This is a genomic window from Streptomyces sp. NBC_01264, from assembly GCF_026340675.1.
Classification (GTDB): Bacteria; Actinomycetota; Actinomycetes; order Streptomycetales; family Streptomycetaceae; genus Streptomyces.
Genome location: NZ_JAPEOX010000001.1, coordinates 1,875,588 through 1,889,485, shown reverse-complemented (window position 1 = coordinate 1,889,485; position 13,898 = coordinate 1,875,588). Strand labels below are relative to the sequence as shown.

The 13,898-nt window shown below is 69.5% G+C and carries 12 protein-coding genes; 2 read left to right on the top strand and 10 right to left on the bottom strand.

Annotated features, from left to right (window positions below):
- Window positions 1–48: 48 nt before the first annotated feature.
- From OG435_RS08535 to OG435_RS08525, 3 genes are read right to left on the bottom strand one after another with little or no spacing between them, the layout of a single operon-like run.
- Entirely contained in the window at window positions 49–795 is a 747-nt protein-coding gene (locus tag OG435_RS08535; protein WP_266876219.1) for a sulfite exporter TauE/SafE family protein, read from the bottom strand.
- Window positions 792–1,151 (bottom strand): rhodanese-like domain-containing protein, encoded by a 360-nt coding sequence (locus tag OG435_RS08530; protein WP_266876218.1) that lies wholly within the window; start codon window positions 1,149–1,151, stop codon window positions 792–794. The genes OG435_RS08535 and OG435_RS08530 overlap by 4 nt, the downstream gene beginning before the upstream one ends.
- A gap of 51 nt (window positions 1,152–1,202) precedes the next feature.
- Entirely contained in the window at window positions 1,203–2,582 is a 1,380-nt protein-coding gene (locus OG435_RS08525) for an MBL fold metallo-hydrolase (RefSeq protein ID WP_266876217.1), read from the bottom strand.
- A gap of 158 nt (window positions 2,583–2,740) precedes the next feature.
- Here OG435_RS08525 and OG435_RS08520 point away from each other — a divergent pair, with 158 nt between their 5' ends.
- Both OG435_RS08520 and OG435_RS08515 read left to right on the top strand, forming a co-directional pair.
- Window positions 2,741–3,136: a DUF302 domain-containing protein gene (locus OG435_RS08520; protein WP_266876216.1), complete on the top strand. Its 396-nt coding sequence runs from the start codon at window positions 2,741–2,743 to the stop codon at window positions 3,134–3,136.
- Between the two features lie 497 nt (window positions 3,137–3,633).
- Window positions 3,634–4,152, top strand: a complete 519-nt coding sequence (locus OG435_RS08515; protein ID WP_266876215.1) for a hypothetical protein — start codon at window positions 3,634–3,636, stop codon at window positions 4,150–4,152.
- 631 nt (window positions 4,153–4,783) lie between these two features.
- Here the strand turns inward: OG435_RS08515 and OG435_RS08510 are convergent.
- The 7 genes from OG435_RS08510 to OG435_RS08480 all read right to left on the bottom strand — a co-directional run bounded on the left by OG435_RS08510 (window position 4,784) and on the right by OG435_RS08480 (window position 13,896).
- A complete protein-coding gene (locus OG435_RS08510; protein ID WP_266876214.1) occupies window positions 4,784–5,344 on the bottom strand; it encodes a hypothetical protein in 561 nt (186 codons plus the stop codon).
- The gene (locus OG435_RS08505; protein ID WP_266876213.1) at window positions 5,341–7,473 is read right to left on the bottom strand and encodes a hypothetical protein; all 2,133 of its coding nucleotides are present in this window, start codon (window positions 7,471–7,473) and stop codon (window positions 5,341–5,343) included. Before OG435_RS08505 ends, OG435_RS08510 begins: the two co-directional genes overlap by 4 nt.
- The gene (locus OG435_RS08500) at window positions 7,470–9,404 is read right to left on the bottom strand and encodes a hypothetical protein (RefSeq protein ID WP_266876212.1); all 1,935 of its coding nucleotides are present in this window, start codon (window positions 9,402–9,404) and stop codon (window positions 7,470–7,472) included. The genes OG435_RS08505 and OG435_RS08500 overlap by 4 nt, the downstream gene beginning before the upstream one ends.
- A complete protein-coding gene (locus OG435_RS08495) occupies window positions 9,394–10,872 on the bottom strand; it encodes a tyrosine-type recombinase/integrase (protein WP_266876211.1) in 1,479 nt (492 codons plus the stop codon). Before OG435_RS08495 ends, OG435_RS08500 begins: the two co-directional genes overlap by 11 nt.
- A complete protein-coding gene (locus tag OG435_RS08490) occupies window positions 10,778–11,587 on the bottom strand; it encodes a hypothetical protein (protein WP_266876210.1) in 810 nt (269 codons plus the stop codon). Before OG435_RS08490 ends, OG435_RS08495 begins: the two co-directional genes overlap by 95 nt.
- Window positions 11,588–11,620: 33 nt before the next feature.
- On the bottom strand, window positions 11,621–12,082 hold the full coding sequence (locus tag OG435_RS08485) for a hypothetical protein (protein ID WP_266876209.1): 462 nt from the start codon (window positions 12,080–12,082) through the stop codon (window positions 11,621–11,623).
- A gap of 80 nt (window positions 12,083–12,162) precedes the next feature.
- Window positions 12,163–13,896 (bottom strand): relaxase/mobilization nuclease domain-containing protein, encoded by a 1,734-nt coding sequence (locus tag OG435_RS08480; protein WP_266876208.1) that lies wholly within the window; start codon window positions 13,894–13,896, stop codon window positions 12,163–12,165.
- Window positions 13,897–13,898: the final 2 nt, after the last annotated feature.

Below are 13,898 nucleotides of genomic sequence, written 5' to 3'. Positions count from 1 at the left end.
TATTGGCGGGGGTGTCGCGGCGGGGCTCCGCCACGGGTCGCGCAGGGGTCAGTGGAGGGCGTCGGTGAGCATGAGGGCGGCGACGGCCAGGAGCACGATCGCGAAGATCCGTTGGAGGGTGGGGCCGGAGATTTTGGCGGCGAGGCGTTTGCCGTCCCAGGCTCCGAGGATCGCGGCGCCGGTGAAGGGGGCGATGACCGCCCAGTCCAGGGGCGTGCTGGTGCCGGCGCGGGCGGCGAGCGCGGCGAGGGAGTTGACGGTGATGACCAGCAGGCTGGTGCCGACCGCGGCGCGCATGCGCAGTCCGAGGACGCCTACGAGTGCGGGGACGGCGAGGAAGCCGCCGCCGACGCCGAGGAATCCGGTGACCGCCCCGAGTCCGGCGCCCGCTCCTGCCGCCCGTACGGGCCGGACCGGCTGGGGCTGCGGATTGGCGGCCGGGGTTCTGAGCATGGCGAGGGCGGCGAGGGCGGCTATCGCGGCGAACGCTGCGGTCAGAACCGTTTCGGGCAGGCGGGTGGCGAGGGTGGCCGCGGTGATCGCGGGGACGATCCCGGCGGCCGCGAACAGGACGCCGGTCTTCCAGCGGACGTTGCCGGATGTGGCGTGGGCGTAGAGGGCGGTCGCGGAGGTGGCGGTGACGATGATCAGTGAGGCGGTGGTGGCGGCGGCCGGTGTGAAGCCGAGGAGATAGATCAGGGCGGGCACGGCCAGGACACTGCCGCCTCCGCCGAGTGCCCCGAGAGCCAGGCCGATGACGGCCCCGGCGGCGAGGGCGAGTATGAGCGTGCTCACGCTATCCGGCCGCTGCTTCCGCGTTCGTCGACGACCGGCAGCCCGGCTGACACCCAGGCGTTCATACCGCCCCTGACGTCGACGGTCTCGGCTCCGCGCCCGGCCAGGAGTTTGGCGGCCTGCCGGGAGCGGTGCCCGGAGCGGCAGATCACCACCAGCGGCCGGCCCTCGGCGGCGGAGGGCAGAGCGGCGCCGGTGACCAGCCGGGAGAGCGGGATGTGGACGGCGCCGGGAGCGTGTCCGGCGTTCCACTCGACCTGCTCGCGTACGTCGAGGAGAACGGCGTCGCCGTCGGTGGTGTTCTGGCGGGCCTGGGCGGGGGTGACGCGGGCGGTGCCGCGACGGAAGAGGAACATCCGTCTTCCTTCCGATTGTCGGGGGCAGGGGGGTGGCTGCGGTGTTGCGGTTCAGCTGCCGGTGCCGGTGCCGGTGCCGGTGGTGAGGGGCAGGCCGACGTCGGTTGCGGCGTCGAAGGAGTCGTCGACTGCGACGACGTCGCGGCCCGCGGCGTCGAGCAGGGACGCTGCGATGCCCGCGCGCATTCCGCCCGCGCAGTGCACCCAGACCGTCCCTGCCGGTACGTCGGCCAGGCGGCGGTGGAGGTGGTGGATCGGGATGTGTACGGAGCCTTCGATCCAGCCCGTGGCGCGTTCGGAGTCCCGGCGCACGTCGAGGACCAGGTCCGGGCGGGGGTCTTGGGCGGCGAGCTCGGCGAAGGTGGCACGGGGGAAGGAGCGCGGGGCGTGGCCATCGGGTATCCAGTCGCGGACGGTGCCGGTGGCGGCGGCGGCCGGGCGGTCGATGCCGACGCGGACCAGTTCACGCTGGGCGGCGGCGAGCTGGGCGGGTGACTCCGCGAGCAGCGTGACGGGCTTGCCCCAGGGGATCATCCAGGCGAGGTAGGTGGCGATCTTGCCGTCCGCCTCGAAGTTGAACGATCCCGCGACGTGGCCCTCGGCGAACGCGATCCGGTTGCGCAGGTCCACCACCCACTCCCCGGCGGCCAGGCGCTCGGCGATGTCGGCGGCGTCGGCCAGCGGGGGTGCGGTCAGGTCCACCGGGTTGGGGCCGTCGGCGTTGGCCGGGCCCATGTGGGCGTAGTAGGCGGGCACGTCCTCCAGGCCGGCCAGCAAGGCGGCGACGAAGGAGTCGACGTCCTTGACCAGGGCGTCGTTGCCCGTCTTCTCCTTGCCGATGGTGGTGGCGTCGCCCTCGGACTGGGAGGAGGAGCAGAAGCTGCCGAAGCCGTGGGTGGGCAGTACCGGTGTCTCGTCGGGGAGCTCGGTGGCCAGCCGGTGGGCGGAGGCGTGCTGGGCGCGGGCCAGCTGTTCGGTCAGCCTCGGCTCGACCAGGTCGGGGCGGCCCACCGAACCGATCAAGAGCGACCCGCCGGTGAAGACCGCTGCCACTGCCCCCTGCTCTTCCAGGACGTAGGAGGTGTGGTGCGGGGTGTGGCCGGGGGTCGCCATCGCCCGCAGCGTGATGCCTTCGTCCACGCTCACTGTGTCACCGTCGGCTACCGGTGTGCGGGTGAAGGCGACGCGGGCGGCGGCGGGCACGAGGTAGGCGGCGCCGGTCAGGCGGGCCAGGTCCAGGCCGCCGGTGACGTAGTCGTTGTGGACGTGGGTCTCCACGACGTGCGATATCCGCACGCCCCGCTCCGCAGCGGCCACAAGGACACGGTCGATGTCGCGGGGCGGGTCCACCACCACCGCCGTGTGCGCGCCGCCCGCCAGGTAGCTGCGGTTTCCGAGACCCTCGGTCTCGATGGTGTCGATGAAGAACACGCGGTTGCTCCTTTCGGCTGACATTTACCCCCGGGGGTATATCTCGAGCCTAGCACGGGTACCCCCGGGGGTATTTTTGGCGGCATGGTGAACCCGTTCACACAGGGCGGCTACCCGCCGCCCGCCCGCCTACGCACCTCCGGAAGAGAGATGACGCCATGCGTTACGACCGGACCGTCCACCTCGACACCGACTTCGCCACCGCCGTCACCGCCGTACGTGAGGCCCTTGCCGCGCAGGGCTTCGGCATCCTCACCGAGATCGACGTCACCGCCACCCTGAAGGCCAAACTCGGCCACGACATGGAGGACTACCTGATCCTCGGCGCCTGCAACCCGCCGCTCGCCCGCCAGGCCCTGGACGCCGACCGCACCATCGGCCTCCTCCTGCCCTGCAACGTCGTGGTCCGCGCCGACGGCGACCGCACCGCCGTCCAGGTCCTGGATCCCGGCGTCATGGTCACCCTCACCGGCCTGCCCGCCCTCCAGCCCGTCGCCGACGAAGCCGCCCGCCGCCTCGACGCCGCCCTCAGCACCCTCGAAACCACAGGGTGAAACACCTTCGGATCCCCCTGCATGCCCGACCGCCCCATGCCGGCAGTCCTGCGTTGCCCTCCCCTCGTCGCGCCCGGCCGCGCCCGGGGCCCGCAGCGGGTTGCGGGATGCCGCCCGTGGGCTGCGCGCCCCACAAGCCGACCTGAACACGTCCGCGTTCCAGACGTCTTCGACTGGTCCAGCTCCGGCGTGGCCTGCCTGACACGGATGCCACAGGGGCCGTGACCTCGGGCGCCCCGAGCATGACCGGCACGCACACATCACGAAGTCGCAGCCGGGCCACCCCAGCTTCCCGGCCTGGAACCACGACCACGTCGAACGGCGGTCAAGGCGCCGCGAAGCCCGTACCACGTGACTCGCGCGTGTCTGAAGTCCGCATCACTCGATCTACTTGAAGTGCTGGCGTCCCGGGGGTTGAAGGTATCGCGCTCTCATGCCAGGATCTCGATAGTCCGCAGGGCGGGGAGCCCTGGGTATACACCTATTGGGGGCAGTTCATGATTCACATCACCCTTGGTTCAAGGCGGTACGTCAACCCGCAGGAGGACCAGCTCGGCCGCAACATCGTCGGCTTCGACCCGGTCATGAATGACGAAGCCCTCTTCCACGCCAACCGCGGCTGCTGGGTCCTTGGGGAACGCGCCGAGAAGGAGCGTTACGCCCTGCTCTCCCACGAGGGCGAGGTGCGCATGGCCATCGAGATCGACAGCCTCGTTCCCGTGGCCGGAGGACGCAAAGCGATCGAGGGCAGGTACCTCACGCCGGGCGACGAGGTCTACGACGCTTACGTCGGCAAGCCCACGCCTGTCGAGACGACCCGTAACCCCATCACCTACTTCGACTCCCCCCACGGCGCCCGCACCTGCTACTGCGGCTGCGGAGAGCCGGTGGCCAGCGGCTGGTTCGTCATCGGCCACGACCAGCGAGCCCTGCACGCCCGGATCTCGAAGATCGGTACCGTGCGCGAGTTCATCGACTGGTTCGACAGCACCTACGTCGAGCCGACGGACGGATAGCCGTCAGCCCCTTCCGCCTCATCGGTGTACGCCCGCAAGGCTCGCCGCCCAACCGCATTGGGCCTCTGGCTTCTTACGCGTCCACACAAGCAAATCGGGCCGGACTGCATCGCCCCTGCTCCCAGTCGCAGGGCAGTTCGTCCAGGAGGTCCGTCAGCGGCGGCCGGCGGCTGTCCTCAGTACGCCGCTGGCCCCCTCGAACTGGGCATTCTCCGTGCGCTGCGCGGCAAGTTCGGCGCGTTCGTCGATGGTGATCCGGCCATCGCACTCACCGACCCAGGCGCGGCCTGAGGGATCCAGCCGTGCTGCCCTCCGGGTGCACGCTGATCGACGGGCAGTTCCTTGCTCGGCGGCTTCGGCTCGGCGGTGCAGTGCCTCCGCCCCGCTCGCTCCCCCGACACTCGGCATTGCAGGGGAACCTCATCCCTGTAGGACCGGTCGAGGCAGGCCGCCGTGACATCTCCAGCCAAGATGCCACGAGCCTTTCGCGTCGACTCGAATCGGCGACAAGGCGACTATGCCCACTGTCGAAGGACAGCGTCGGTGACTCCGCTCGTCAGATGGAGAGGCGCCTCGGTCGGGCGGCGTCGACGGTCTTCCGGGAGATCGCCCACAACGGCGGCCGGGAACCCTACCGAGCGGCTCCTGCTCCTCCCGGTCGGTGCGGGCCGGGAGCCGGGAGGCCATCAAGATGTCCAGGAGGTCCAAGGCGTCGTCCATGCTCGCGGGCTCCCAATGCCGAACCCTCGCCAGCAGCGACGCGGGCTTCCGTCTCTCGTTGCGATACTCCCCGAAGGTCTTGTTGGCGACGGCGCTCATCGAGATCCGTGGTTCCTGTGAGGACCTGGAGCTTGTCCTCCAGCAAGGCCTTGTCCATGGATAGCTGACGGATCGCCTCGGCATAGATCCTCAGCTGCTTGCGTAGGTCGGTGTTCTCGCGTCGAAGCCGGTCCAGATCGTCCTGGTGCTTGACGGTGTCCCTGACGGCGACCGCACCCTCGCGGCGAGCGACAAGCTGAGCCTTGAACCACGCGATCTGGCCGGGATAGTTCCGGTAGAACGTCGCGTGCGTCACGCCGAGTTGCTTCTCGACGTTGCTCACCGTGGCGCGCCGGCCGGCGGACCGGCTCGCGTCGAGTTCGGTCTCCATCGAGGTGCGGACCTGCTGATCCGTCGGCAGGGGGCGATTCATGATGTCTCCGGGGCGGGGTCATTCGCGGCGGCAGCGGTGAGGAAGCCGGCGATCTCCTGGCGGCGGACGCCCAGTCGGTGGCGGACGAGCGGGGCGAGGTGGTCGCCAAGCTCGAGCTCCCGGTCATAGGCGGCGAGGGCTTCCCTCATGCGGAGGATGTTGTCGCTGCTCAGCGCGACATTGCGGCAGCGCAACGGCTGGCAATCCGGCAGGGATGGCCCGTCCCTGCCATCGCTGCGACGACAGAGGGCCCGGTCGGGATTGTGGACGCAGGTGACAAAGTCGCCCGGATAGATGTGCGGGTCATGCCGGTTCATGTGTCGCTGGAGCCGCTTGGCGTCGTTGAAGACCTTGCCGCAGAACTGGACGTGTCGCTCGAACTCCGCGAGGCGGCTCTCTGCCTCGGCGGCAGCCGGTCCGCTCAGGCGGTGGAACTCGTGGCTTACGATCAGGTCGCCGAGCTTCTCGCCGCGAGCGATGGCGTCCTCGGCCTCGACCTCGTCTCGGAAGCCGGATTCCGAGGTGCCCGCATACCCTTCGAACATTTGAACGCACAGGTGGCGGAATTGCAGGGCCCCGGCGATGACGCCGCCGGGACGGCGGGCGATGAACCAGGCCAGCGTGCGCCGGAACTGGCTGGTGGTGACCTTCCAGTCTTGTCCGTTGACCAGCGAAATGGTGTCATCGCTGCCGGTCTTCTGGCAGTACCCGTTGATCCATTTCGTGAAGGCGGTCAGGTCGGCGTTGGTGGCGCTCGTCGTTCGCGCCTCGTTCCTTCCGCCCTGGGCGATATAGCCGTGCGAAGGCGGCAGCAGCGCGAAGAGAGCGTCCTGGCCATCGGGTTGAAGCCGTTGGAGAACTTCGACGGCCCGTTGGGCGGAGGCACTGATCACCCAGGTTGCCTCCACTCCCGCCTGCTCGGCCTCGCCCTTGAACGCCAGGCTGGTCAAACGCCGGCGGACCACATGTCCGTCCTCGTCGCGCCAGGCGGAGACGCCGCCGCGCTTGATGTGCTTGACCTCGCTGTCGCGCATGCCGGAAAGGAAAGCGATCACGATGTAGCAGGCAGTTTGCAGCATTCGGGTCAGCGGCTCGACGTCTGCGTACTCGATCGGCCCGTGCCAGGGCTTGCCGTCCAGCAGGCCGCGGACGGGAACCCGCAGGTATGCCGCGTCGGCGATCCCGAGTTCGGCGGCGGCCTCACGGATCAGCTTCCCGCCCGGGGCCCGGTCAACCAGACTCGTCCGTTCGACCTGGGCCTCACGGGCGAGGTGCTGGCGGTTGACGCTGCCCTTCCACCCCGGCAAGGGCCGGCCCTCGAGCCGATATCGGTTCAGGACCTTGGCGACCTGCTTGCCCGCTTGGCCGAACCCGATGGGCTGCTGCCCGCGACGTCGACGGCTGGGCATCGACCAGCGGTTCAGCTGACGCCACTCGTCATGGGCGCCGATCACATCGTCCGCGAAGTCGTTAATCCAGCGCAGGGCCCAGACCAGATAGGGCGCCAGCACCTGCTCGGGGATGCGGCTGGTCGCGTTCTCCCTGGCCCGTCGTGTCACCGAGCGGGACCCCGACGGCTGGAGGCCGGCGAGGACGGCTGCGGGGTCGAACGTCAGTGGGTCGCTGATCTTCGTCCGGCACAACCACAGCAGGCGCAGGGCCCGGTGGCAGCCGTTCTTGGCGTCCTGACTTTCCCGCAGACCGGCCAGGTGCCGGGCGAATTCCTCGACATCGGCGCCGGTCAACGCGGAGACTGCAAGGGCTTGGTGGTCGTCCACCCAGACCAGAACCCTTCGCAGGTCGGCCGCGTATCTGCGGATCGTCGAGAGGGTTCGGACCTGCTCGCAGCCCGGCGGCAGGTCACTGGCCAGCAGCGTGTAGCTCACCTCCTTGGCAACCTGCCGGAACCGGGCTGGGACCCGCGTGAAGTTCATGACGAGGTCGGTCTGGTGGCGCTGCATCTGGGCATGCTTCAGCCGCCAGATGTCCTCGCTGAACCGTGAGGTGTCCGACAGGCGCACTCCGGGCAGCAGCGGGCGCCCGGCCAGGACGAAGGCATCCGGATCGACCCGGGGCTGCCTCTGGTTGGGCAGGCCCGCGTGTACGCGGCCGGCAGTCCGGTTGGTCACGAAGGCTCCCTCAGTCCGTCGAGCAGAGCGGTGGGCAAGGCATCCGGCGCCTGGTGGCGGGCCTGCTCCAGCTGGGCGGGGGTGAACTTCGGCAGGATCAGCCGGGTGATGATCAGCCAGGTGATGCCGTGCCGCCCGATCCAGTCCTCGATGCTGCGGGCGTTGAGCTCGTCCTGGAGCCAGTTCAGCAGAGCGAACAGCTTGGGCAGGTGACGTTCCGCGACCAGCGCGTTCGGGCAGCGCAAACAGGTCAGGAAGGACACGTCGCAGAGTCCGCCCGCGCTGTGCGGGCTGTGCTCGAAGTCCAGGCAGGAAGCCACCAGTGTGTCAAGCTCACCGGCGGTCGCGCGCATGAGGTTTTCGGCGGTGGTGCCCAGCGCAGTGGCCGTGGCCTGCGGATCGCGCCGCACCTCCGTGGCGGCCCACTCATCCAGGATCCTTCCGCGGAAGGCGTGGGCGGACGCCTCTGCGTCTGCCAGGGCCTCGGTCAGGACCCGGTCGGCCCAGTTCCTGATCCTCGGATCACTGCGCAGGTAGTGCAGGAACGACACGTCCGGGGTGTTGGTCCGCGATGCCGAGGGCAGGTGGCCGCCCACGGCCCGGGTGGTGCGAACCTCGACGGTCTTCTTCAACCGTCCCAGGGTGAGCTTCAGCGGCTCCGGCTCGCCCTGGGCGGTCTCGGTGGCCGCATCGGCGATCAGACCGTGCCCGGCAGCCCACCGGCTCAGATGCAGCTGCCGGCCGAGACGGAGGGCGAACGGGTCGATGTGGCCGTTGGCGGCCGCCCGGGCGGCGCGGAACTCCTCCGGGCCGGCAGACGGCGTACCCGCCCAGATCGACCACACTCGCTCGGAGCGGCTGAAGCCACGGCTGGCAGCGGATAATTCGCTCACCAACAGGAACCACCCGCCCGGCGTGTGCAGCTGGGAGCTCTCCGAGCCGACCTCCCAGTGGATCGTCTCGCGGCTACGGGTCTTGCCGCGGCGTCGTTTAAGCAGGTTCACCGCGACCGCCCGGCCATCGAGAACACGATGGTCGGCCGCAAGCTCCTTCAGCGTCTCGGAATTCCGCCCCGACAGCCCAACTCCGAGGACCAGCAGCGGAGCCAGGTCCTGAGTGGTGAGAAACAGCTCGCCCGCACGGTCCTTCTGCGCGGTCAGATCCGGGATGTTGGTGCCCCTGATCCGGTGCCTCTCCGGCGGCGGGACCTCACCCGTCCGCAGCCTCCGCGCCAGCTCGGCCACCCGGGCCCGGTCGGTATCGCTAAGGGTGTCCGGGGTGGACTCGAAAATCTCGGCCAGCCTCCAGGAGGCCCGCAGCCGTTGCCGGACGGCCACCACGTCCGCGCGAGCCGCGGCCATGATGGCGGCGAACTCCCGGTCCGAGTAGCCCGCAACCAGCGGCCTGGTCTTGAGCGCCTTCCACCGGCCGTAGAGATGCCCGGGCTGTTCCAGGTACTCGCGTACCTCCTGGTGCAGAAGGCTGACCGGCTGTACTGCCTTCAGTGCCTCGCGGATCTGGGCCATCTCGGTCACCGCCACGAAGGCGGAGATGGTCATGCGCCGGTGCTGGTCGAAGTGCCGCAGATGCGAGACGGTCAGCCCGGCCAGCGTCGCGGGCGGACGGCCCAGGCTGCCCAACCACCGCAGCAGACGCGAGAGAGATCCCCAGGCGCTGTCCGCGGCGCCACGGGTCCGCAGTCCCCCGCTCGGGCCGATCCGGCGCCCCCACGCGGCGGCCAGGTCCGCGTGCATGCGCGAGCAGGGCAGCTTGGCGAAGTCGTAGGCGGCTCGGCGGTCGTCCTCCCCGAAGAACTCGACGACCGGACCGGCCTCCGCGCGGACCATCTCCGGCTGGTAGTAACCCTCCGGCTGGGCCGCGACCCGCCCCCGCCCGGTCCGGCGGCGCTGTCCAGGGAGCTCAGGCTGCATCGTCCACCGCCCCCTGCAGGTCCTCCGGATGGACACCGGTTGGCTCCCACCCGGAGGGGACCAGCGCCATCCGGGTCTCCATCTCCAGTTCCTGCAAGGTGTGCAGGTATATCTGCGTGACCTCGATGGACGAATGCCCCAGTCTCATCCGCACCCAGTTCAACGGATCCCCGAAGATCATCTGGTACGTCTCACGCTGCCTGGGAGTCATCGTCGCCAGCTCCTGAATGTGCCCGCGCCACAGCTGTTCCAAAGTGATCACGGCGAAGCTGTGGCGCAGAACATGGGGGTGGCACCGAAGCCTGAGCCCGAGTCGCTCGCACCGCCCGTTGGCTGTCTTGAACACCTCCTGCCAGGCCGAAGGCTTGCTCGGCAGGCCGAACTGGTTAAGCCACAAGGCCGCAGGTTCCAGCCCCTGCGGGCTGTCGATCAGCACCCGTCGGCGCTCTTCGTGCTTCAGCTTCGCGATGGACAGACGTTCGCCGTCCACCATCACGAACGGCCGTCGCCGGTCCGGGACGATCAGCGGGTTCAGGATCCGCTCATAGAGGCCCGCCTCCTGGGCGGCCTCCACCGCCTCCGCCCGGTCTGTCTCAACGAAGTCCCACACGTCCTTCAGCGCGGACGCCGGGAAGTAGACACGGCGTGCGGAGCCTGCCTTGGCAATCGCTGTCGGTAGCCACGACCGCTGATTCAGCAGGCCCGGGACCATCTCCGGCAGCTCGAACAGGCTCAGGCTCGTCTGCTCGGCCAGCCGCAGGCCCGTGCGGATCTTCAGATCGCTGTAGGCCGCGTTGCGCGAGGCGAACCGGCCCCGGAACGATCGGTCCGGCAGGCCGTCAACGCCGAAGCCCCGTACCCCGACGTCCCGCCACTGCCGGTAGAGCGCCGGCGGCAGCCACTCGACGTCGTTGCGCGGGCCCTTGTGCGACGCTTCCGCCGGGGTCTCCGCACCCGCTGCCGTCCGCCGAGGGTCGCGGCTGCGGGACGTCCGCAGAAGGAACGGGCTCCACGCAGCATGCCCCTTCCGTACGGCCCAGCGGTAAAACTGGTTGACCGTCGCGACCTCCCGGTCCCAGGTCGTCAATTCCACCCGCGGGCCGGCGATATCGGTCACCCGCCAGTGCTTGAACGCGGCCCGGTCCTCGGACGTGGCCACCTTCCAGCTCCGCCGCCTCCGGTTGTCCCATAAGAACTTCAAGAACCGCTTGAGGTCGTACGCCACCGCCTCCTGCGTGGTCACCGGCTCGTTGGCCAGCTCGGTCACGAAGTAGTCGTTGAGGTCCACGTCGTACCGACGCAACGGGTCGATCAGATACGGCGATCCATCCTCGATCCGCCACTCGTCCAGCCAACCGTCAAGATCACCGAGTTCAGGCAGCAAGTCGCATTCGGTCTTCGGCCGCGGCAGACCACGACGGGTGAAGAACACCCGCCACCCCAGCACTCCAGTCTCGCTCTTCAGCACAGCGGGAACGTAGCAAGGACATGTCCGGACCCGCATAAGCCGCGACGACCAGCACGTTGCCGGAGCGGACGGCGATCTGCTTCATCACGCTGGGACGTCCGCCGGCCGTGAGCGTCAGGATGTGCCCCCACTGCTCATCGCCGCGCTGGGGCGCGGTCACCTTCTGGACGGTGACCTCGATGGGAGTGCTTCCAGAGACCATCTGGTACTTCGGGCACGAGCCCATCGCGGTGAAGATCTCCCGGGACCGGCTGGCGATCTTCTCGTCGGTGTCGCTGTAGACCTCCTCGCTCAGGTCGGAATCCTTCGACGCGTACGTGAAGGAGACCTTGGCCTGGTTGGGGAAGTCCAGGGAGCCGTCAGTTGATCCGGAGCCGAGCTTCTCCAGGGCCGGGCACCCGACCACGGCCATGTCGTCGTGCTTCGACGTCGTCTCGGGCTTCACCCGGTAGTCGGAGCCGAGGTCGATCAGGTCCAGCAAGCGCGGGCCGAGTTCAGCACTGGTCAAGGGCTTCGACGGTGTGCCGGACTTCGCGCCGACCTTCACTTCGCCCTGCGGTGAGGAGGCAGGTGCGGAGGGCGTGGCGGCCTGAGAGCAGCCCGTCAGCGCGAAGGCGCCGAGAGCGGTGAGGCCGAGCAGATTTCTGACGCTGTTTCGCATATGTGATTCCCCCCCCAGAATTCGTGTGCGGCCGTACGTTACCCCGATCACCATGGGCGGGGTAGATCCATCTCGCCTGGTGTGCGATCAGAGGATCACTCCCGCGAAGGTTCCGTCGTAGCCGAACGCGGTCTCGCCGTCCTCCCGGCTGGCGTGGAGACTTTCGACCGGCCCGGCGGTCCGCTCGTACCAGGCCGCGTCCAGCCCGGGGACGGGAGTTGCGTGTCCGGAGCGGCAGCGCACCCACACCCGGTCGTCGGAGTTCAGGACGAGCCAGTCGCGGTATACGCCGCACTCCGAGCAGGACACGACGACTCCGTCCACGGTCAGCGGCGCCCAGTACGGCATCATCGACCCGGCCAGATCCCCGGCCGCCGGGACGTGGAGCTCCGCCGGGATCTCCAGCTCCACACCCTCGGGCTCTACGCCGCTCGGCTCCGCGCCCGCCGGAGCAGGCCGGCAGGGCTCGGCGGCCGAGGCGATCAGCTGTGCGGCGGCGGCGCGGAACTCCTCTGCCTGTTCGTCGTGTCGGTTCTTCCGGCGGAACATGGGCGCCTCCCGGGCCTGGGGTGTGGTGGCAGGGGAGAATCCTCTCCCGACAGCGGCTCGCACTTCTACTAACGAAAAGATCATTGGCTCGGCGTCGGCTGATCGCGCTTATGCCCGCTCTGACCTGGGACGAAGGCCCGCCCGGAGCGGACGGTGCTCGGCTTGGTGCTTCGAGGGCGAGGACCGGTACCAGCAGCGGCAGGAAGGTCTGCCAGGCGCCGAAGGCGCCACACCAGCACGTCGGACATCGACTCCGCGGTATCCAGCTCGCGGCGCGAGGCGGCCTCGGCCAGCAGCGGCCCCACTTCGTGACCAGCTGCCTCGGCCTCCGCGAGCGTCGCAGCGAGCGCCGGCCACCCGGCCTCGTCGAGGACCCGTTGCGCGAGATCTGGCACAGCCTCGCGGAGAGCGGATCCGTACCGGCGCTGGAGCGGTGGAGCCAGTCGGCGGCCCCGTTCACGCAAGACCCCAAGGGGCGCCACGGCCGCGTTGAGGTACGCCGCCCGCAGGTACTCGGCCGCCTGCTGCGCCGCTGCGGCCTGCTGTGCATGGTCCTTCTTCGCATGCCAGGCCGCGGCGGTGATGACGAGGAAGAACAACATGTCGATGACCATGGCCGTGCCGGCGCCGTCCTCACCACGGCCCAGAGCGGGACCTCCCCGGACCAGGTCGCGTGCTGCCTGACGCAGGACACGGTCCTGCTGCCGTTCGGCACGGATGTGAGAGCGCGATGCCCGCTCGAACGCGAAGGCTGCATCGGAGAGTTCACGCCTGGTGTGGGCGGCGCTCGTCTTGGCCAGGGCGTCAAGGACCTCTCCGGCATCGGCGATCTGGGCGGCCGCCGCGCTGTCATCGTCCTGGTCGATGACCAGCAGTGCTGTCCACACCGCACCGGTGGCCGAACGGCGGGCCTGCGACGGACCCGGCCGTTCCTCGCCGCTGTGCGGACTGCTGACCGTGGCCTCGTCCGGAGCCTCCTCGCGTCCGTATCGCTGGCGGATCCGGGGGAGGGAAAGGTCGGGAGCCAGCTTCGCGCCGGCGTAGAAGATCGGTTCGCCGTCCTTGTTACGGTCCTCGGGCAGGGCGACCTTGTAGCCGAGGAGGTCACCGCTGGGCGCGACCCGGCGAACGACGAGGAGGCCGGAGGCGCCGAGCCGGTCGAAGAACTCGGCGTCGCTCACGGCCCCGGCCACCGCACGACGGACGGTCTCGCGGAGCTCCTCGCGCGCGGTACGGGTCCTCCCGGTGCGCTCCGCCTTGTGCCGCTCGGCGCTGGTGGGGCGCTGAGCAGCGGTCTTGTCACCAGCGTTGAGACGCCGCAGACCGTAGTCGGCCTCGATGAGGCGTGCCTCGGCCTGGGAACGGGCCGCGTCGTTGTGGAGACGGGGCTTGCGGCCGTCCTCGCGGACGGTCGTGGCGATGATGTGAATGTGGTCGTCCGCATGGCGTACGGCCGCCCACCGGCAGGCTGCAGGATCATCACCTGCGGCGATGCCGGTCGCGGCGACCATCCGTCGGGCGATGTCCCCCCACTGCTCGTCCGTCAGCACCGGGTCTTCCGGGGCGGCGCGCACGGACAGGTGCCACACGTGCTGGTCCGGGCACCGGCCAGCGGGCAGAGCGTCCACGGGCTGGTCGAGCAGCTGCTGCAGTTCCTTCAAGGTCGCCTCGGGGTCCCGGCCGGGATCGGGGGCGAGGCTGTCCCAGGCGGCGACCAGGTGGGGGTCGGTGTGTTCCTCGTGGGTGCCGGGGCCGTAGAGGTAGTGGAGCAGGCCGATCGTGCGGCTGCCGCGCTTGTGGACTCGGGGGATCATGC

Excerpts from the sequence above, each read along its gene's own strand:
- OG435_RS08530 (WP_266876218.1), bottom strand. The coding sequence starts at position 1,151 with ATGTTCCTCTTCCGTCGCGGCACCGCCCGCGTCACCCCCGCCCAGGCC.
- OG435_RS08520 (WP_266876216.1), top strand. The coding sequence starts at position 2,741 with ATGCGTTACGACCGGACCGTCCACCTCGACACCGACTTCGCCACCGCC.
- OG435_RS08515 (WP_266876215.1), top strand. The coding sequence starts at position 3,634 with ATGATTCACATCACCCTTGGTTCAAGGCGGTACGTCAACCCGCAGGAG.
- OG435_RS08510 (WP_266876214.1), bottom strand. The coding sequence starts at position 5,344 with ATGAATCGCCCCCTGCCGACGGATCAGCAGGTCCGCACCTCGATGGAG.
- OG435_RS08500 (WP_266876212.1), bottom strand. The coding sequence starts at position 9,404 with ATGCAGCCTGAGCTCCCTGGACAGCGCCGCCGGACCGGGCGGGGGCGG.
- OG435_RS08490 (WP_266876210.1), bottom strand. The coding sequence starts at position 11,587 with ATGGTGATCGGGGTAACGTACGGCCGCACACGAATTCTGGGGGGGGAA.
- OG435_RS08485 (WP_266876209.1), bottom strand. The coding sequence starts at position 12,082 with ATGTTCCGCCGGAAGAACCGACACGACGAACAGGCAGAGGAGTTCCGC.
- OG435_RS08480 (WP_266876208.1), bottom strand. The coding sequence starts at position 13,896 with ATGATCCCCCGAGTCCACAAGCGCGGCAGCCGCACGATCGGCCTGCTC.